16 protein-coding genes are annotated in these 18,615 nt (G+C 72.8%); 8 read left to right on the forward strand and 8 right to left on the reverse strand.

The annotated features are described in order from the left end of the window. Window positions 1-240: 240 nt before the first annotated feature. Both ACZ3KP_RS15600 and ACZ3KP_RS15605 read left to right on the forward strand, forming a co-directional pair. Window positions 241-822: a sigma-70 family RNA polymerase sigma factor gene (locus ACZ3KP_RS15600; protein WP_467499827.1), complete on the forward strand. Its 582-nt coding sequence runs from the start codon at window positions 241-243 to the stop codon at window positions 820-822. Next, window positions 819-2,162, forward strand: a complete 1,344-nt coding sequence (locus tag ACZ3KP_RS15605; RefSeq protein WP_467499829.1) for a maleylpyruvate isomerase N-terminal domain-containing protein — start codon at window positions 819-821, stop codon at window positions 2,160-2,162. The genes ACZ3KP_RS15600 and ACZ3KP_RS15605 overlap by 4 nt, the downstream gene beginning before the upstream one ends. 178 nt (window positions 2,163-2,340) lie before the next feature. Here ACZ3KP_RS15605 and purU read toward each other — a convergent pair whose 3' ends face one another. Next, entirely contained in the window at window positions 2,341-3,225 is an 885-nt protein-coding gene (gene purU, locus ACZ3KP_RS15610) for a formyltetrahydrofolate deformylase (RefSeq protein ID WP_358974147.1), read from the reverse strand. A 65-nt stretch (window positions 3,226-3,290) separates the two neighbouring features. Beyond that, window positions 3,291-3,791 carry an SCO4402 family protein gene (locus ACZ3KP_RS15615; protein ID WP_358974149.1) on the reverse strand — a complete coding sequence of 167 codons (501 nt, stop codon included), beginning with the start codon at window positions 3,789-3,791 and terminating at the stop codon, window positions 3,291-3,293. 117 nt (window positions 3,792-3,908) lie between these two features. On the opposite strand from ACZ3KP_RS15615, the gene ACZ3KP_RS15620 reads away from it, so the two are divergent. Continuing rightward, window positions 3,909-5,213 carry an ABC transporter substrate-binding protein gene (locus tag ACZ3KP_RS15620; RefSeq protein ID WP_467499831.1) on the forward strand — a complete coding sequence of 435 codons (1,305 nt, stop codon included), beginning with the start codon at window positions 3,909-3,911 and terminating at the stop codon, window positions 5,211-5,213. Between the two features lie 12 nt (window positions 5,214-5,225). On the opposite strand, the gene ACZ3KP_RS15625 is transcribed toward ACZ3KP_RS15620, so the two are convergent. Together ACZ3KP_RS15625 and ACZ3KP_RS15630 are read right to left on the reverse strand one after the other, a co-directional pair. Beyond that, on the reverse strand, window positions 5,226-6,767 hold the full coding sequence (locus tag ACZ3KP_RS15625) for a hypothetical protein (RefSeq protein ID WP_467499833.1): 1,542 nt from the start codon (window positions 6,765-6,767) through the stop codon (window positions 5,226-5,228). Between the two features lie 201 nt (window positions 6,768-6,968). Continuing rightward, entirely contained in the window at window positions 6,969-8,354 is a 1,386-nt protein-coding gene (locus tag ACZ3KP_RS15630) for a transcriptional regulator (protein ID WP_467499835.1), read from the reverse strand. Between the two features lie 274 nt (window positions 8,355-8,628). Here ACZ3KP_RS15630 and ACZ3KP_RS15635 point away from each other — a divergent pair, with 274 nt between their 5' ends. The 3 genes from ACZ3KP_RS15635 (at window position 8,629) to ACZ3KP_RS15645 (ending at window position 11,771) form a co-directional block, all read left to right on the forward strand. After that, window positions 8,629-9,297: a bifunctional DNA primase/polymerase gene (locus tag ACZ3KP_RS15635; protein ID WP_467499837.1), complete on the forward strand. Its 669-nt coding sequence runs from the start codon at window positions 8,629-8,631 to the stop codon at window positions 9,295-9,297. Window positions 9,298-9,405: 108 nt separating this feature from the next. Next, on the forward strand, window positions 9,406-10,176 hold the full coding sequence (locus ACZ3KP_RS15640) for an ABC transporter ATP-binding protein (RefSeq protein WP_132891636.1): 771 nt from the start codon (window positions 9,406-9,408) through the stop codon (window positions 10,174-10,176). Then, entirely contained in the window at window positions 10,173-11,771 is a 1,599-nt protein-coding gene (locus tag ACZ3KP_RS15645) for a transporter (protein WP_467499839.1), read from the forward strand. Before ACZ3KP_RS15640 ends, ACZ3KP_RS15645 begins: the two co-directional genes overlap by 4 nt. A 98-nt stretch (window positions 11,772-11,869) precedes the next feature. Here ACZ3KP_RS15645 and ACZ3KP_RS15650 read toward each other — a convergent pair whose 3' ends face one another. Both ACZ3KP_RS15650 and ACZ3KP_RS15655 read right to left on the reverse strand, forming a co-directional pair. After that, complete coding sequence (locus ACZ3KP_RS15650) at window positions 11,870-12,730, reverse strand: alpha/beta fold hydrolase (protein ID WP_358974164.1); 861 nt, start codon at window positions 12,728-12,730, stop codon at window positions 11,870-11,872. A 337-nt stretch (window positions 12,731-13,067) separates the two neighbouring features. Then, window positions 13,068-13,760 (reverse strand): metal-dependent transcriptional regulator, encoded by a 693-nt coding sequence (locus ACZ3KP_RS15655; protein ID WP_467499841.1) that lies wholly within the window; start codon window positions 13,758-13,760, stop codon window positions 13,068-13,070. A gap of 226 nt (window positions 13,761-13,986) precedes the next feature. On the opposite strand from ACZ3KP_RS15655, the gene ACZ3KP_RS15660 reads away from it, so the two are divergent. Then, window positions 13,987-14,742, forward strand: a complete 756-nt coding sequence (locus ACZ3KP_RS15660) for an SIS domain-containing protein (RefSeq protein WP_467499843.1) — start codon at window positions 13,987-13,989, stop codon at window positions 14,740-14,742. Between the two features lie 40 nt (window positions 14,743-14,782). Here ACZ3KP_RS15660 and ACZ3KP_RS15665 read toward each other — a convergent pair whose 3' ends face one another. Together ACZ3KP_RS15665 and pdxH are read right to left on the reverse strand one after the other, a co-directional pair. After that, window positions 14,783-16,201: a PAS domain-containing protein gene (locus ACZ3KP_RS15665; protein WP_467499845.1), complete on the reverse strand. Its 1,419-nt coding sequence runs from the start codon at window positions 16,199-16,201 to the stop codon at window positions 14,783-14,785. A gap of 409 nt (window positions 16,202-16,610) precedes the next feature. Beyond that, entirely contained in the window at window positions 16,611-17,357 is a 747-nt protein-coding gene (pdxH, locus tag ACZ3KP_RS15670) for a pyridoxamine 5'-phosphate oxidase (RefSeq protein WP_467499847.1), read from the reverse strand. 108 nt (window positions 17,358-17,465) lie between these two features. Between pdxH and ACZ3KP_RS15675 the strand changes: the two genes are divergently transcribed. After that, a complete protein-coding gene (locus ACZ3KP_RS15675) occupies window positions 17,466-18,566 on the forward strand; it encodes a citrate synthase 2 (RefSeq protein WP_360561538.1) in 1,101 nt (366 codons plus the stop codon). Window positions 18,567-18,615: the final 49 nt, after the last annotated feature.

The following is an 18,615-nucleotide window of genomic DNA, read 5'->3' on the forward strand; positions in this document are numbered from 1 at the left end:
GGATGACAAACGAGGGACGATCAGGAAAGGTCTTGTTTCGGTCACTGTCGATCCTTATCGATCTTGTTCGATCCCGGTCGATCTCGGTCGTTCGGCAACGGGAGGCTCCGGCGGCCTTTACCACTCCAGGTCCGGCACGGGGCGCGCATTGGCACAAAGGGGCGTGCGCCGCCGGACGTGCCGACTACATTCGAGGAGACGGTGCGGACACGCTGGACACGGGCACGGGGAGGGGGCCGCATGGCGAAGAGGGAGACACCGCCCCGCTGGGACCGCAAGATGCAGCAGCGGCTCGCACGTGGCGAGGCCGCCGCCCTCGGTGAGCTCTACGACCGCTTCGCCTCGCTCGTGCACGGCCTCGCCCACCGCGTCCTCGGCGACGAGACCGCCGCCGACTCCATAACCCGCGAGGTCTTCGTCCACGTCTGGGAGCATCCCGACGCCTACGACCCCAGGCAGGGGCCGCTGCGCTCGTGGGTCGCCGCGCTGACGCACCGGCTGGCCGTGCAGCGCCTGCGGGCCACCGAGACCGCCGCGCTCCCGGCCGACGAGGGCGGCGGCACCGAGGCCGCGGAGGAGCTGGAGCGCAGGGTGCGGCGGGCGTCCGTCGCCGCCCGCGCGGACTACATCGTGCACTCCATGCCGACCCCGCTGCGGGCCGCCCTCGACCTCGCCTACTTCCAGCGCCGCGACTACCGGGGGACCGCGGCGGACCTCGGCGTCACCGAGGACGAGGCCCGCCGCCGGCTCCGCCTCGGCCTGCAACTCCTCTCCACCGCCCACGACACCACCACCCCGCCGGGCTACGGAGCCGACGCATGAGCGCCCCCTTCGACCCCCCGAACGACCCCGCCCCCGACGAGGGCGCCGACCCGACCCCCGCCGGGGACCACGGCACCGGCTCCGATCGCGGGCGCGGTTCGGGTTCCGGTGCGGAGCGTGGGCCCGGTGGCGGGGGCGAACGGGGGCGCGTGCCGCGCATACCGTTGCCTCGACTGTCCGTCGAGGACGGTGGGCAGCCGTTGCCCGAGGCGGCCGAACCGCCTCCCGCACCGCTGGAGTTGTCGCACGACGTCCTGAAGTCGCTGCTCGGGGCGTGGGCGTTGGCCGCGTGCTCGGCGGCGGAGGCCCTCGCCGTCGAGGCCCACCTCGGGAGCTGCGGGGCCTGTGCGGACGAGGCGCGGCGGCTGCGGGAGGCGGTCGGGCTGCTGCACCAGCCGGAGAGCCTGGACCTCGACCCCGGGCTGCGCACCCGCGTCCTGGAGGCCTGTCTGGACCGTCGGCCGGCCCGGATCCCGATCCCCGCGTGGGCGGCGCCCTACGACGCCGAGACCGCTCGCCTGGACGCCCTGCTCCAGGACATCGGCGACGCGGAGTGGCACGCGCCGGTACGGCTGCGCTGGTTCGACGGTTCGACCCCGACGAGCCGCCGTACGACCGTCGCCGGGGTCATCGCGCACCTGCTGTCCGTGGACGGTCTGGTGGCGACCGCGCTGGGCCTGGAGGACCCGCTGGGCGACGCCCGCGCGACCGGCCCCGCGGCCCGTACCGAGGCCTTCTGGCAGGCGTCGTACTTCCCGCCGACCCGGGCGCTGCGGGTGCCCTGGCGGGAGCAGAGCCACCGTCTCGTGCAGACCGTCTCCTTCACCGGCGGCGGCGCCGGGCGCCTCGGGGTGTCGTACGGCGACTTCGAGCTGCCGCTGCACGATGCGATGCTGGACCGGGCGTTCGAGTGCTGGGTGCACGCGGGGGACATCGCGGACGCCGTGGACTACCCCTACGGGCCGCCCGCCCCTCGGCACCTGCACAGGATGATCGACCTCGCGGCACGGATGCTGCCCCTCGTCCTCGCGGCACGCCGGCAGGCGGGGCTGGCGGCGCCCGGCCCGACGCCCCACCTGGTCCCCGCCGGACAGCCCGGCCGGAGCCTGCGGCTGGAGATCGAGGGCAGCGGCGGCGGCGAGTGGCTGATCCCGCTGGACTCGCCGGGAGCGGTGGGCTCCGCGAAGTTCGAGGTGGCGCATGTGGCCCTGGACGACGTGGAGTTCTGCCAGCTGGCCGCGGGGCATGTGCCGCCGGAGGAGGCGGCCGCCGGCCAGCTGGGCGACCGCACGGCGATCAGGGACGTCCTGTTCGCGGCGGCGAGCCTGAGCAGGATGTAGCGCACTGCGGGGAGGGTGGTCCGGTACGTCGGCGGCCACGGGTGCGTGGGGGCTGGTCGCGCAGTTCCCCGCGCCCCTGAAGGGGCGCTGCTGCAACGCGCCCTTCAGGGGCGCGGGGAACTGCGCGGGCGACCACGACGGACCCGCAGCCGCCCTGCGGCAGGGACCGCCCCGCCCGCTAGGCGAAGACGACCGTACGGCGGCCGTTCAGCAGGATGCGCCGCTCCGCGTGCCACTTCACCGCTCGCGCCAGCGCCTGGCACTCCACGTCGCGGCCGATCGCGACCAGCTGGTCCGGGGTGACGTCGTGCCCGACCCGCTCGACCTCCTGCTCGATGATCGGCCCCTCGTCGAGGTCGGCGGTCACGTAGTGCGCGGTCGCGCCGATGAGCTTCACGCCTCGCGCGTGCGCCTGGTGGTACGGCTTCGCGCCCTTGAAGCTCGGCAGGAACGAGTGGTGGATGTTGATGATCCGGCCGCTCAGCTGCTTGCACAGGTCGTCCGAGAGGACCTGCATGTAACGGGCCAGCACGACCAGCTCGACGTCCTGCTCACGGACGAGTTCGAGCAGCCGAGCCTCGGCGTCGGCCTTGGTCTCCTTCGTCACCGGGATGTGGTGGAAGGGGACGTGGTAGGACTCCACCAGTTCCTGGAAGTCCGTGTGGTTGGACACCACCGCGGCGATGTCGACCGGCAGCGCGCCGGTCCGGGCGCGGAAGAGCAGGTCGTTCAGGCAGTGCCCGAACTTGCTGACCATGAGGACGATGCGCATCCGCTCGTCGGCCCGGTTGATCTGCCAGTCCATGTGGAAGGAGTCGCCGATCGCCGCGAAGCTCGCCCGGAGCTTGTCGACCGTCACCGGTGCCTCGGCCGAGAAGTGCACGCGCATGAAGAACAGACCGGTGTCGTGGTCCCCGAACTGCTGGCTGTCCTCGATGTTGCAGCCGGTCATGAACAGGTAGCTCGACACGGCGTGCACGATGCCCTGCTTGTCGGGGCAGGAGAGGGTGAGGACGTACTGGTCGGCCGGGGCGGCCTGGGCTCGGGTGGGCTGATCGGTCATGCATCACAGAATCTCATGCCCCGCCGCCCCCGACACCGGGTGTCCGCCACGCGGACCGCCGGGCGCTACGCCGCCCGCGTCATGATCCGCAGCACTTCGAGGCTGCGCGGCGGTGCGTCCGGGTCGTCGCCGTCGCTCGTCGCCAGGCGCAGGTGCGCGTCCCGGGCCGCCCGGACCGCGTCCGGCCACCCCTGGTGGTCGAGGTAGGCGGAGACCGGCGCGTCCGGCCCCACCTGGTGCATGATCCGCAGCACCCGCAGCACGGCGGTGTCGACGAGCGCCGCCTCCTGCGAGTCCCGGAATATCGTCCCGACGTACTTCTCGGCGGACCAGTTGTCCAGCCAGGTGTCCTCGACCAGCCGGTAGACCGCGTCGGTCACATCGCCGTACCCGTCCTGGCCGGCCAGCCAGACGTTCCGCTGGAAGTCCGGGTCGGAGAGCATGTGCAGCGCGGAACGCACATTGCTGCGCCAGCGCCACCACGGCATGTCATTGAGTGGCATGTCGCCCATGGTGGAGGAGCGACGGCCGCGACGGGAAGAGTTCTCCGAACCTTGCACGGTCATCGATCGTACGTTCCTCGTCACAAGCCCTTCACCCGCCCCCGTAATTCACCTGCGTGTCACCCTTCGTTGACCGATGGTCACTCCCGGGTTCTCGATGTGGGGGAATCGTGCGTGAACATGACCGGCAGTCGGCACAAGCGCAGCACCTTTCCTCCTTCGCCCCACCGGCCCCGCAGAGCCACCGTCCTGTCCGCGGTGGCCATGGCGGCCTGTGCGTCACTCGCCGCCGGTTGCGGGACCTTCCCAGGTCTCGCCGGCCCGGCGGACGACGTGATCAAGGTGATGACCTGGGCACCGCAGGAGACCGGCGCCACCAACAAACCCGGTATGCCCGCCATGGCGTCCGCCGTCGTGCGCTGGCTCAACTCCCGGGGCGGCCTCGGCGGCCACCAGCTCAAACTGCTCACCTGCAACGACCACAACACCAGCGTGGGCGCCGCGAACTGCGCGCAGCGCGCGGTCGACGAGAACGTCGTCGCGGTGGTCGGCTCCTACAGCCAGTTCGGCGACTCCTACTTCCCCCCGCTGGAAGGCGCGGCCATCCCCTACATAGGCGGCTACGGGGCCTCGAACGAGGAGTTCACCAGCCCCGTCTCCTACCCCGTCAACGGCGGGCAGCTCACCCTGCTGGCCGGGCTCGGGGAGGCGCTGGCCGCGTCCTGCGGCCCGGTCACCCTGGTCCGCCCCGACAGCATCGCCGGCGACCAGCTGCCCCAGCTGCTCGACTCGGGCCTGCGGGCGGGCGGCCACGGCAAGGCGATCGACCAGCTCGCGGCCGAGGACCTCACCGCGTACGACGAGCAGTCGAAGCAGGCGCTGGAGAGCGCGTCCTCGGAAGCGGCGAGGACGGGCTGCGTGGTGCCCGAGCTCGGGGGCCGCACGGCCACCTTCATGGACAGCTTCCAGCGCGCCCGCCAGGACTACCCGAAGGTGAGGACGGCCGCCGAGATCGGCAGCGTCGACCAGACGGTCGTCAACTCCACCGGCGGGGCGTCCGGCCCGTACGAGGGGTCGTACATCACCGGCTGGTACCCGGTCGCCTCGGATCCGCACTGGGACGAGATGAAGAGGGTCATCAGCAAGGAGGCCTTCGGCGACAACCGGATCGACCCGGCCGACGCCGGGGTGCAGACCACCTGGATCGCCTTCAAGGTGCTCGCCGCCGCCCTGGCGAAGGCCGGCGACGGCGAGGTGACCTCCGACAGCGTGCGCCGCGCCCTCAACAACGGCCTGAAGGTCTCCACCGGCGGCCTCACCCCGACCCTGACCTGGCCCTACCAGGGGAAGCTGGCCGCCGCCGGCTTCTCCCGGCTGGCCAACACCGACGTCAACGTCCAGACGGTCAGGGGCGGCCTGCTGCAGTCGGCCAACAGGACCGCCCTCGACATGACGCGGACCCTGGAGAACGCCGACCTCAGCTGACCGGCCCCCGGGTCACAGCTGGGTCGGCTGCCGCTGGGTCAGCCCGTACTTGCTCGCGATGGCGTTCCACAGCGCGGCCGCCTTCGCCTTCTGGGAGCTGGCGGTGCCGCTCTCGCGGTTGCCGGCCGCGGTCTGGCCGGTGCTGCGGGCCTGGCCCTTGTGGCAGCCGTGCTTGCCGCCCGCCTGGTCGGCCCAGGCCGCGTAGTGGTTGTCGGCGTTCGCGGAGGCCTGCCAGGCCTTGGTGAGCGAGGCGGTCAGCTCCGCGTTGTTCGCCAGCTTGTCGACGGACAGCTTCGACAGCCGGGTGATCAGCTCGGTGCGCTGCCTGGCCGCGTCGCGCAGGTCGGAGGCGGAGCCGCCGAGGTTCTGGCACTGCTTCACACTGGCGACGGCGCTGATCACACTGGCCCGGCTGCTGCCGCTGTCCGCGAGCAGCTTGTCCAGGGCCACGGCCTGCGCCTTCGCGGGGTCGCCCGCGGCCTGCGAGGAGTCCGCACCGGCCGACGCGGACGCGGCGACCGTCTTGTTGCCGCCGGCCGAGCCGCCGCCCCCGCCGAGCAGGGCACCGGCGCCGACCCCGAGGGCCACGATGCCGACCCCGATCGCCGCGATCAGGGGCACCTTCGACCGGCTCCGGCCACCCCGGCCGCCGCCGTCACCGGCGTCGTCGTAGCGGTCGTACGACGGCGGGGGCTGGGACGGGGTGTAACCGGGCTGGGGCCCCTGCTGGAAGCGGGGCAGCTGGGCGGTGGACGCGGCGGGGGGCTCGCCGCCCGGCCCGCTGCGGAAGAGGTTGTCGAACTCGGCGGGCGGCCGGCGGTCGCCGCCCTGCGCGCCCTGGGGGCCGCCGGCCGGGTAGGGCGCGATGTACTGCGTGGCATCGGCGTCGGAGTGCGCCGCGGGCGCGCTCCGGTCGAGGAAGGCGGTCCGCTCGTGCGGGTTCTCCGGCGGCAGCGCCCCGGGGCCGACCGGCGGGATCAGCTGGGTGGCTCCCTCGGGGCCCGCCGCCACCGGCGGCAGGTACTGCGTGGCGCCCTCGTCCACCGGCGCGGCCGGCACCGGGGGTATGTACTGGGTCGCGCCCTCGTCGGCGGGCGGCAGCGGGGCGCCGTAGGGGGCCTGTCCCGCGGCCGGGGGCAGCGGGGCGCCGCCGTAGGACGGCTGCTGCTGGGAGGGTGCGCCGTAGCCGCCGTACGACTGCTCGTAGCCGCCGCCGTACGACGCCCCCTCCGGCGGGAGCGGGCCGACGCCCGAGGTGGGGGCGGTCTGGGACCGGTCGTCCCAGGCGGGCGGGCGGCCCGGGGTGTTCCACTCCTGGCCCGCCGCCTGCGGCCAGTCCTGCTGGGGCCGGGGCGCGCCCTGGTGGTGGCCGGGCCCCCACGGCTGACCCCACTCCTGGCCCTCGGAGGGCGCGGCGGCCGGCGCCGGGGGCGCGGCGGGCGGCTGGACCGGGCGGGCGGAACCGCCCGTCATGCCCGGCAGCAAGGGCTCGCCGCCGTCGGAGGGCAGCACGATGCCTTCGCGCGCGGGCTCGCCCTGTCCACTCTGCGTCACCGGGACTCCTACTAATGGGGGACCTTGTGAATCGTCGGCTCACGCTACCGGGTCCCCTCCACCAGGTGCCACGCAGCCAAAGGCGCGATCTTGTTCCCTGTGACAGGAGTGACGAAACCGCCCCGCGCTGCGCTGTATATGCCGTCTCTCGAGCGGCAACGTGTGGTTTCCCACACGTTCACGCATGCGCGGGGCATGAATTCATGCGGCCGCCTGCAGACCCAGGCGGGCGCCGAACTCCCTTACCACCGGTTCGTCCCGGAACGGCTCCAGACGCTGCTGGAAGTCCTCCAGGTACTCGGCGCCCCGGTTGGACCGGACCGTCTCCAGCAGTTCGACCGCCTTCGTCCCGGTGGCGCAGGCCTGTTCGATCTCGCGCTGCTGCACCTGCGCTGTGGCGAGGAGCACATAGCCGATGGCACGGCGCCGCGCCCGGGTCGGCGGGTGCCCGTCCAGTGACTGCCGGGCGCACCGCGCCGCCGCCTCGGCCTGCCCGAGGTCACGGTGGCAGTGCGCCAACTCGTCGGCCAGGTAGGCCTCGTCGAAGTGCGCGATCCACGCCGGGTCGTCACCGGAGGACGGATCGGCCGCCTCCATCGCGGACACCGCCCGCCCGGACGCCAGTTGCGCGGCCCGCGCGTCGCCGAGCAGCGCGTGCCCGCGGGCCTCGGCCGCGTGGAACATCGCCTCCGCGCGCGGGGTCACCCGACCGCGCGCCCCTTCCTGCGCCGCCCGCGCCAACTGGGCGATCTCCCGGGGGTTGCCGAGCTGCGCGGCGAGGTGGCTCATGGAGGCGGCGAGCACGTAGCCGCCGTAGCCGCGGTCCCCGGCGGCCTGCGCGAGCCGCAGCGACTGGATGTAGTACCGCTGGGCGAGACCGGGCTGGCCGGTGTCCACGGCCATGTACCCGGCCAGTTCGGTGAGCCGGGCCACCGCGGCGAACAACTCCCGCCCGACCGACTCCCGGTAGGAGCCGGCCAGCAGCCCGGACACGACGCTGTTGAGGTAGTGCACGACGACCGGGCGCACGTGCCCGCTGCCGAACTGGTGGTCCAGGTCGGTCAGCGCCTGTGTCATCGCCCGCACGGCCGCGACGTCCGACTGCCCGACCCGCGGTCCCGCCTGCCGCGCCACCTGCGCGTCCGGCGCCGAGATCAACCAGTCCCGGCTCGGCTCCACCAGCGCGGACGCGGCCACCGAGGAACCGGACAGGAAGTCCCGGCGCCCCACGTCACTGCGCCACAGCTCGCAGACCTGCTCGATGGCCCCCAGTACGGTCGGCGAGAACTGGAGACCGACGCCCGACGCGAGGTTCTTGCCGTTGGCCATGCCGATCTCGTCGATCGTGACCGTACGGCCCAGCTTGCGCCCCAGCGCCTCGGCGATGATCGCGGGCGCCCGGCCCCGCGGCTGCTGGCCGCGCAGCCAGCGCGCCACGGACGTCTTGTCGTACCTCAGGTCGAGCCCGTGCTCGGCGCCGCACATGTTGACCCGGCGGGCGAGCCCGGCGTTCGAGCACCCCGCCTCCTGGATGAGCGCCTGCAACCGTTCGTTCGGCTGCCGCGCGACAAGCGGCCTTGCGGCCATGGCGTACCCCCTGCGAACTCCCTGTAGGGAAAAGATCCGGCCTTTGCGATCACTGCCCAGCGGACATACCGAAAATGCGGGACATGCGAGGATTGCCGGGTAAACGCGGCGGAACTGCGGGGACGACCGCCGCCAACCCCCCACAGGTGACTACCCGCTCACGCCCCGGTTCCTCCTGCGCGCCCCCACACATGCATCCATGCGCCCCGATTGCGGAAAAGATGCTCCTCTCCCGCGCGCGTAACGCCCGTAACTCCAGGTGGATGCGGGAGTTGTGTTGAGCGTGGAAGAGACGATCGTCGGCACCGAAGCCGCTCAGATTCCGAAGCAGCGGGGGGAATCGCTGCTGGAGACCGCCGTACGCTACGCCGAGGAGCGTCACTGGGACGTCTTCCCCGGCACCTGGCTGGAAGCGGCCGAGGGGGTGCAGCGCTGCTCCTGCGGGCAGGTCGCGTGCGCGGCGCCCGGCGCGCACGCGGCGCGTCCGGACTGGGCGACGCAGGCGACCGGTAGTGCGACGGTCGCGCGCCGGATGTGGCAGAAGCAGCCGACGGCGTCGATCCTGCTGCCCACGGGGCGTACCTTCGATGCGCTGTCCGTGCCGGAGACGGCCGGGTTCCTGGCGCTGGCGCGGATGGAGCGGATGGAGCTGACGCTGGGGCCGGTGACGCTGACCCCTGATCGCCGGATGCAGTTCTTCGTCCTGCCCGGGGCGTCGGTGAAGCTGCCGGAGCTGGTGCGGAAGCTGGGCTGGTCGCCGGCGTCGCTGGATCTGACGGCGCTCGGAGAGGGCGCGTACGTCCCTGCCCCGCCGACGCGGTACGGGTCGCGGGGGGCGGTGCAGTGGGCCTGCCGGCCGACGGCGGCGAACCGGTGGCTGCCGGACGTGGAGGAGTTGATCTCGGCGCTGGCCTATGCGTGCGGGCGGGAGAGGGACCGGTAGCGGCCAGTGGGGTGCCGGGTGCTGTGATCGTGCGGCTGCGGGTGCGATGTGGCTGAGCGCGCAGTTCCTCGCGCCCCTGAAGGGGCGCTCCCCCCGTAGGGTTCACCCATGACCGATGCCGTGCGTGTTCGTGGGCTCTGGAAGCGGTTCGGGCAGCAGGTCGCCGTCGGCGGGATCGACCTGTCGCTGCCCGCCGGGAAGTTCGTCGGGCTCGTCGGGCCCAACGGTGCCGGGAAGACCACCACCCTCTCCATGGTGACCGGGCTGCTCCGGCCGGACCAGGGCAGCGTCGAGGTGGTCGGGCACGACGTCTGGCGGGACCCGGTCGCCGTGAAGGCCCGGATCGGCGTCCTCCCCGAAGGACTCCGGCTCTTCGAGCGGCTCTCCGGACGCGAACTGCTCGGCTACTCGGGACGGCTGCGCGGCCTGCCCGGCGCCGAGGTAGACAAGCGGGCCACCCAGCTCCTGGACGTGCTCGACCTCGCCGGTGCCCAGCACAAACTCGTCGTCGACTACTCGACCGGCATGCGCAAGAAGATCGGTCTCGCGGCCGCCCTCCTGCACAACCCCGAAGTGCTCTTCCTGGACGAGCCGTTCGAGGGCGTGGACCCGGTGTCCGCGCAGATCATCCGAGGCGTGCTGGAGCGCTACACCGGCTCCGGGGCCACCGTCGTCTTCTCCTCCCACGTCATGGAACTCGTCGAGTCGCTGTGCGACTGGGTCGCGGTGCTGGCGGCGGGCCGGATCCGCGCGACGGGAACACTCGCCGAGGTGCGCGGGGAACACCCCACCCTCCAGGCGGCGTTCCTCGAACTCGTCGGGGCGAGCGGCCGGGACACCGCCTCGGACCTGGACTGGCTGGGCGGCGGGGCCCGATGACCGACGTGACCTCCACCGTCGTCCGGCTGAAGCTGTCGCTGCTGCGCAACGGACTGCGGCAGTCCGGCGGGCGGCGGGCCGCGTTCGTCGCCTCGGCGGTCGTCGCGCTGCTGTTCGCGGTGGTGCAACTGCTGGGGCTGGTCATGCTGCGGGGGCAGCCGCACGTGGACGCGGTCGCCGTGCTGGGCGCCGTCGTGCTGGCACTCGGCTGGGCGTTCATGCCGCTGTTCTTCCCGAGCGGCGACGAGACCCTGGACCCGACCCGGCTGGTGATGCTGCCGCTGTGGCCACGCCCGCTGGTCCGGGCCCTGCTCGCCGCCTCCCTGGTCGGCATCGGACCGCTGTTCACCCTGGTGCTGCTGGTGGGCTGCGCGGTGTCGGTGGCACACGGGGCGGCCGGGTACGGCGTCGCGGTCGTCGGCGTCGCCCTCGCGCTGCTGATCTGCGTGGCGCTCGCGCGGGTGATCGCCACCGCCAACGTACGGCTGCTCAGCAGCCGCAAGGGACGGGACCTGGCCGTACTGAGCGGCCTCGTCATCGCGGTCGGGGCGCAGCTGGTCAACTTCGCGGCCCGCAGTCTGGGTTCGGCCGGCCTCGGGGAGCTGGCGCCGGTGTCGGACGTGGTGCGGTGGCTGCCGCCCGCGTCGGCGATCGGGGCGGTGCACTCGGCGAGCGAGGGGTCGTACGGCACGGCGGTGCTGCAACTCGCCCTGTCCGTCGCCGCACTGGCGCTGCTCATCGGGGTGTGGGCGCGGACCCTGACCCGGCTGATGACCGCACCCGACGGTTCCACGCTCCAGGCCCCCGACCGGGCGGCGGACTCCAGGGGCCGGGCGTCGGCGGGCGGCGGCCTGGGGGCCCTGCTCCCGGCCGGACGCACCGGCACCGTCATGGCGCGCAGCCTGCGCTACGTCTGGCGCGACCCGAAGACCAAGGCGGCCTGGGTGACCTCGCTGGCCATCGGTCTGATCGTGCCCGTCTTCAACGCCGTGCAGGGCACCGGGTCGATCTACTTCGCGTGCTTCGCGGCCGGGATGCTCGGGATCCAGATGTACAACCAGTTCGGGCAGGACACCTCCGCGTTCTGGATGGTGGCCATGACCATCTCGTCCGCCCGTGACGCCTACGACGAGCTGCGCGGCCGGGCCCTGGCCCTGCTCCTGATCACCCTGCCGTACGCGACGCTGGTGACCGTCCTGACCACGGCGGTGCTGGACGACTGGGGCCGGCTGCCCGAGGTGCTCGGCCTCTCCTTCGCCCTGCTCGGCGCGATGCTTTCCACCGGCGCCTGGACCTCGGCCCGCTTCCCGTACTCCATCCCCCAGGAGGGCCACCGCAACGTCGCCGCGGGCCAGACCGGCCTGGCCTGGATCGCGATCTTCGGCGGCATGGTCTCGGCGGCCCTGCTCTGCGCCCCCGTCATCGCCCTGGCCATCACGTTGAACGTGTCTGCCGGGGGCGACGCCTGGACGTGGCTCCTGCTACCGGTGGGCGCGGCCTACGGGGCGACGATCACCTGGGCGGGCCTGCGCCTGGCAGCACCGCGCACGGCGGCCCACCTCCCGGAGATCCTGACAGCTGTCAGCAAGGGCTAGCTGCAGCGCGCCCCAAAGGGGCGCGAGGAACTGCGCGACCAGCCACACCCCACCCGCAGCCGCGGCACGACATCACGCCCCCTCCGCCCGCGCCCCCTTCACTCCCCCAGCCGGTCCAGAAACGGCTCCACAGCCGCCCGCCACGCCTCAGGCCGGTCATAGGGCAACAGGTGCCCGGCGTCGGCCACCTCCGCGTACTCCCCCTTCGGCAGCACCCGGACCATCTCCTGCGCCTCCGCCCGCCCCAGCTCCCCGTCCACCCCGCGCACGACCAGCGCGGGACACGGCACCTGGGCCAGCTCCTCCCAGTGCGCGTCGTACACCCAGGTCTCCCGGGAGCTCAGCATCCGGTCGGGATCGAACACCGGCCGCCACCCGTCCGCGCACTCGTGCATCACCTCGGCGTAGAACTCCCCGCGCGCCGGGTTCGGCCGCTCCACCCAGGGGTCGTCCTCGCCGAACCACTTGCGCACGTCGGCGAGCGTGGCGAAGGGGACGGGCCAGGCCTTGAACCATTCGGCCCACTCGCGCTGCGAGGCCGCCCCGAGGGCGGAGGCCCGCATGTCGCAGATGATCACAGCCCGGACCAGTTCGGGGCGGTTCGCGGCGAGCTGCCAGGCGGTCAGCGCGCCCATGGCGTGGCCGATGACCACCGCCGGGGCGAGTCCCAGCTGCTCGACGGCGGCCGCTGCGTCCTCCACGTACGCCTCACGGGTGTACGCGGCCTGTGGGGGCTTGTCGCTCTGGCCGTGGCCGCGCTGGTCGAGCGCGACGGCCCGGTGCCGTCCGGAGAGCCAGCGGGCGGTGGACGCCCAGTGCGAGGCGCGGCCCATCAGGCCGTGCAGTAACAGCACCCCGGGAGACGGCCGCTCCGGGTCGTCCTTCTTGGGCGGGTCCGCGAACTCCCAGGCGGCGAGGTGCACGCCGCCGGCTCCTGTCACGTCGATGCGCCGTGCCATGGGCCTGGCACCCCCCTAGCTCCACGTGCCTAGTGTCGCCTCGTATCGCTTCGCGCTGCTCCGGTACCCCTCAGACTATCGAATACCTATTCGAAAATCGGCTTCCTGCCGACAACACCCCTCCTTCGAGTGACGCCTCCCCAGGCATGATCGGCGCCGCCGGGGGGATTTCTTCTGCGGGGGACGGACCGCTCGGGGAAAACGGTCCGAGGGGATGACCCTGGGAGCTCGGGGCTCCGGGTCAGCACTGGGGAGGACAGGCCCCGGCGCCGAAAGGCGCCGGGGCCAAGCCCATGCCCACCGCCACGTCTTCGGGGCACCCTGCCCACCCCCACGCTCAGCGCTTGGCGACGAACACGTGGGAGGCCACGACCGACTCCAGCTCGGCCGCCTCACCGCCGCTGCCCACCAGCACCCCACCGGCCGACTCCGTCACGCTCACCACCGAACCGGGCTGCACACCCGCCCGCCGCAGCGTGTACATCAGCTGCGCGTCGGTCTGGATGGGCTCACCGATCCGGCGTACCACCACCGTCTTGCCGTCCGTGCCCGGATCGAGGTCGGCCAGCGACACCATGCCCTCGTCGAGGAACGGGTCGGCGCTGTCCTTCTCGCCCAGCTCCTCCAGACCCGGGATCGGATTGCCGTACGGCGACTCGGTCGGATGCCGCAGCAGCTCGAGCACCCGCCGCTCCACCGCCTCGCTCATCACGTGCTCCCAGCGACACGCCTCGGCGTGCACCTGCTCCCACTCCAGGCCGATCACGTCGACCAGCAGGCACTCGGCGAGCCGGTGCTTGCGCATCACGCGCGTCGCCAGCCGACGGCCCTCGTCGGTCAGCTCCAGATGACGGTCGGAGGCGACGGACACCAGCCCGTCCCGCTCCATCCGCGCCACCGTCTGGCTCACCGTCGGCCCGCTCTGGTCGAGCCGCTCCGCGATGCGGGCGCGCATGGGGACCACGCCTTCCTCTTCGAGCTCGAGGATGGTGCGGAGATACATCTCCGTGGTGTCGATCAGTCCGGACATACGTGCCCCTCGATTACCTCTGCCGACGGCCCGGCCGCGTGCGCCGGCCCTGAAAACCAATTCTGCCGGATCCCACTGACAACCGGGGCGCACCGGAAAAACGGAGCCGTACGGCAGGAGCGGCCGCGGCCCCGCCGGACCACCGGCCGTATTGACACCGAGATGGTCCAGACCGGAGGGTGATCCGCGACACAGACGCTGACGCCGACCGTGCAAAGGGGCCCGTATGAGCGACGGCACGCCCGCCGACCTGTTCCTCGACGCCGCCATCGGCCTCCTGCAACGGGTCCGCGACGAGGAGGCCGAGGCCATCGCCACCGCGGGCACCCTTCTCGCCGACACCGTCGCGGCCGGCGGCAGGCTGTTCGCCTTCGGCGCCGGGCACTCCTCGCTCCCCGCCCAGGACCTCGTCTACCGCGCGGGCGGCCTCGCCCTCATGAACCTGCTGTCCGCCCCCGGCCTCGTCGGCGTCGACGTGGTGCCCGCCACCCTCGGCTCCCGCCTCGAACGCGTCGACGGCCTCGCCACCGCCATCCTCGACACCTCGCCCCTGCGCGCCGGCGACACCCTCGTGATCATCTCCCTCTCCGGCCGCAACGCCCTGCCCGTGGAGATGGCCGTCGAGGCCCGCCGCCGCGGCGCCCGCGTCATCGGCGTGACCTCCGTGGCCTACGCAGGGCAGACCACGTCACGGCACTCCTCCGGCACGTACCTCAAGGACCACTGCGACGTCGTACTCGACTCGAAGATCGCCGTCGGGGACGCCGAGCTGACCCTCGACACCATCCCGGCGCCCTTCGCGCCCGCCTCCACCGTCGTCACCAGCGCCCTGCTGCAGGCGGTCCTCGCCACCACCGCGGCCACCCTCGCCGACCGCGGCCTGGAACCCCCGCTGCTGCGCTCGGGCAACGTCGACGGCGGCCACGAGTGGAACGCCCGGGTGTTCGCGGAGTACGCCGACCGCATCTTCTACCAGCAGTGACGCCGCCCGGCGCACCCTCCCCCGCCGCCGCGGGCCGACGCTAACGCTGCTGTCGCGCGAGCCCCGCCAGATCCAGCGCCGCCGCGATGCGCACGGCCACGTCCTCCGCGTAGACGGCGTCCAACCGTTCGAAACGACTACGTCCCGGCCCGCGCAGGAACGTCAGCACACCCAGCGTCCGTCCCCGGCTGCGCAGCACCGCGCACATGGCGTGCACCGCGTCACCGGGCCACTGCCGGTCCAGCGCCCACGCCCGCGCCCGGTCCGGCGGCACCGCCCCGGCATCCGCCCGCACACTCCCCGCCCGCGCCACGCACTGCAACGCCGGATGCCCCTCCTCGTACCGCACCGGCAGCCCGGCCGCACCCGTCAGCAGGCTCGGCCCCGGCGCCCCGGTGGGCGTGGTGGCGATCCGCACCAGCCGTACCGGACCCGCCTCCCCGTCCGCACGGGCACCGCCCACCACCCGGTCGATCACCGCGTGGTCGGCGAACCCGGCCAGCGCGAAGTCCAGGTGCACGGTGGCGCCCTCCGCCGGGTCCTCGCACTCCGCGGCCGCGCGGGCCGCACGGTGCAGCTGGTTGGCCCGGAACCGCAGCACGGCCGCCTCCTGCTCGGCGAGCCTGCCCTCCGTGACGTCCTGGAACAGCCAGCCCACCCCGAGCGGAACCGGCTCCTCCGCGAGCGGTGAGGCCAGCCGCAGGAAACCGGACCGCCAGCACCGCCGCTGCTCGCCCTCCGGCGTCCGCACGCTCACCCACATCTCGGCCGGCGCCGGCGGGGCGCCCTCGGCCAGCACATGCGTGAGCGCACTCTCCAGGTCCTCCACGCCCTGCGCGAGCAACTCCCCGAGCGGCCGCCCCAGCGCCGACGAACGCCCGATGCCGAGCGCCCGCGCGGCATGCGCGTTGACCACGGCCGGCCGCAGATCCGCGTCGACGAGCACGACACCCCAGGCCGCGTCCTCGAACAGGGCCTCGCTCAGCGCGATCGACCGCTCCAGGTCGATCTGCGCGTGCACCTCGCTGAACGCGCAGTACACGCCGGCGGGCTTGCCGTCAGGACCGCGCACGGCCGCCGACTGGGTCCGTACGAGGACCCGCCCGCCGTCCTTCGTCAGCAGGGCGAACTCGTGCACCTGACGTCCGGAGGCGTGCATGGCGGCCATCAGCCGCCCCTCGATCTCCTCGGCGTCCGCCTCGCGCACCGCCCACCCGGCGAACCCGCGCCGGCCCACCGCTTCGGCCGCCGTCCAGCCCAGGATCCGCTCGGCCTCACGGTTCCAGTGGGTGACGAAGCCGTCCGCGTCGAAGGCGCACAGGGCCGCGTCCATGCCGTCGAGGAGCGCGGCGAGCAGGTCGGACCCGCCCGAGTCCTCCGGAGCGCCCCGCTCCGGCTCCGGCTCGGGCTCGTCGGGCCCCAGCTCGTCCGTGGACCCACTACGCCGCGAAGCACTCACCTGGACCCCCATCAGGCTCACTCACTGAGCTTCATTCAACTCGAACGTGATGCAGCCCACACTGTGTTCCCGCAAGATTGAGGCAATCGTTGCAAGCTCCCCGTCACATCCCTCCTCCACCATCTCCAAAAAAACAGTTGAGTCCCGCCCCGCGGCTTCTTAGGGTGGCTGTTACGTGAGAAGGGAGGTGATCGGGTACATGAGTGAAACCCGGACGCGCGAGGTGGCTGCGGGCTAGCGGCTCGCCACCACACGATGTGCGGTGCCGGACCGGCGTGCACTGGATGCACGCAGTCGGCCCAATCCAACGCAGTCACCCGACCCGTGAGCTCGCCGGTACGTCCGGCCGGCTCCTCCGCCGAGGCGGAGGGACCCGAGCTCGCGGGTCGTCTGCGTTTACGGGGTCCGGTCAGGGGCTGAGGCGTTCCACGCGCCAGGTGGCGTCCGGGGTGGCCGTGTAGCGGAGGCGGTCGTGGAGGCGGTTGAAGCGGCCCTGCCAGAACTCGACCGTCTGGGGGGCGATGCGGAAGCCGCCCCAGTGCGGGGGCACGGGGACCTGCTCGCCCTCGGGGTAGCGGGCGCTGAGTTCGGCGTAGGCGGTGTCGAGTTCGGCGCGGGAGGGGATGACCGCGGACTGGGTGCTGGCCCAGGCGCCGAGCTGGGAGCCGTGCGGGCGGGTGCGGAAGTAGGCGGCGGTCTCGTCGCGGCCGGTGCGGCGGGCGGTGCCGGTGACGACGACCTGGCGGCCGATGGGGTGCCACGGGAAGAGCAGTGCCACGTGCGGGTTCTCGGCGAGGTCGCGGGCCTTGCGGGAGCCGTAGTTGGTGTAGAAGACGAAGCCCTGGCTGTCGTACTGCTTCATCAGGACCGTGCGCGAGCTGGGGCGGCCGTGGGCGTCGGCGGTGGAGACGATCATCGCGTTGGGTTCGTAGATCATGCCGTCGTCGGCCGCCCGCACGGCGTGTCGGAACCAGTGGGTGAACTGGTCCATCGGGTGTGCGGCCAGGTCGCTCTCGTCGAAACCCTCGGCCCGGTAGTGCTGGCGCATCGCGGCGGGATCGTGGAGGGAGTCGTCGTAGTCGTCGTAGTCGTCGGAGGCGGCGTCGTCGTCACGGTCGATCACGCGGTCATCTTGCCGTACCGCTCCGCGCGACATCAGTGAGCGGCATCGGAAGGTGGCACTGAGTGCCGCTGGGCTCCCCAATTCTGGCACTCGGAGTTATGGTGACGTTGCCTCCGCCCACATCCCATGAGGAGCCGCCCCATGTCCGACTTCGTACCCGGGCTCGAAGGAGTCGTCGCGTTCGAGACGGAGATCGCCGAACCGGACAAGGAGGGGGGCGCCCTGCGGTACCGGGGCGTCGACATCGAGGATCTGGTCGGCCACGTCTCCTTCGGGAACGTGTGGGGGCTGCTGGTCGACGGGGCCTTCAATCCGGGGCTGCCGCCCGCCGAGCCCTTCCCCATCCCCGTCCATTCGGGTGACATCCGGGTGGACGTGCAGTCCGCGCTCGCCATGCTCGCCCCCGTGTGGGGGCTGAAACCGCTGCTCGACATCGACGCGGCGCAGGCCCGGGAGGACCTCGCGCGGGCCGCGGTCATGGCCCTGTCGTACGTCGCCCAGTCCGCGCGCGGGCAGGGGCTGCCGATGGTGCCGCAGCGGGAGATCGACAAGGCGCACTCGGTGGTCGAGCGGTTCATGATCCGGTGGCGCGGGGAGCCGGACCCGAAGCACGTCGCGGCCGTGGACGCGTACTGGACCTCGGCCGCCGAGCACGGCATGAACGCCTCGACGTTCACGGCCCGGGTCATCGCCTCCACTGGCGCGGACGTCGCCGCCGCCCTGTCGGGTGCGGTGGGTGCCATGTCGGGGCCGCTGCACGGCGGTGCGCCGTCCCGGGTGCTGGGGATGATCGAGGAGATCGAGCGAACCGGGGACGCGGAGGCCTACGTCAAGCAGGCTCTGGACCGCGGCGAGCGGCTGATGGGGTTCGGGCACCGGGTGTACCGGGCGGAGGATCCGCGGGCGCGGGTGCTGCGGCGGACGGCGCGGGAGCTGGGGGCGCCGCGGTTCGAGATCGCGGAGGCGTTGGAGAAGGCGGCGCTGGAGGAGCTCCACAACCGTCGGCCGGACCGGGTGCTCGCCACCAACGTCGAGTTCTGGGCGGCGATCATGCTGGACTTCGCGGAGGTGCCGGCGCACATGTTCACGTCGATGTTCACGTGTGCGCGGACCGCCGGGTGGTCGGCGCACATCCTTGAACAGAAGCGGACGGGGCGGTTGGTGCGGCCGTCGGCGAAGTACGTGGGGCCGGGGGCGCGGAAGCCTCAGGACATCGAGGGGTACGGGGATATCGCCCACTGAGGTGCGTCTCGGGGTGTGTGGGCGGGTGCGGGTGCGGGGGGGGGCTTGT

The sequence above is a fragment of the Streptomyces sp. NPDC020958 genome (genome assembly GCF_055562175.1).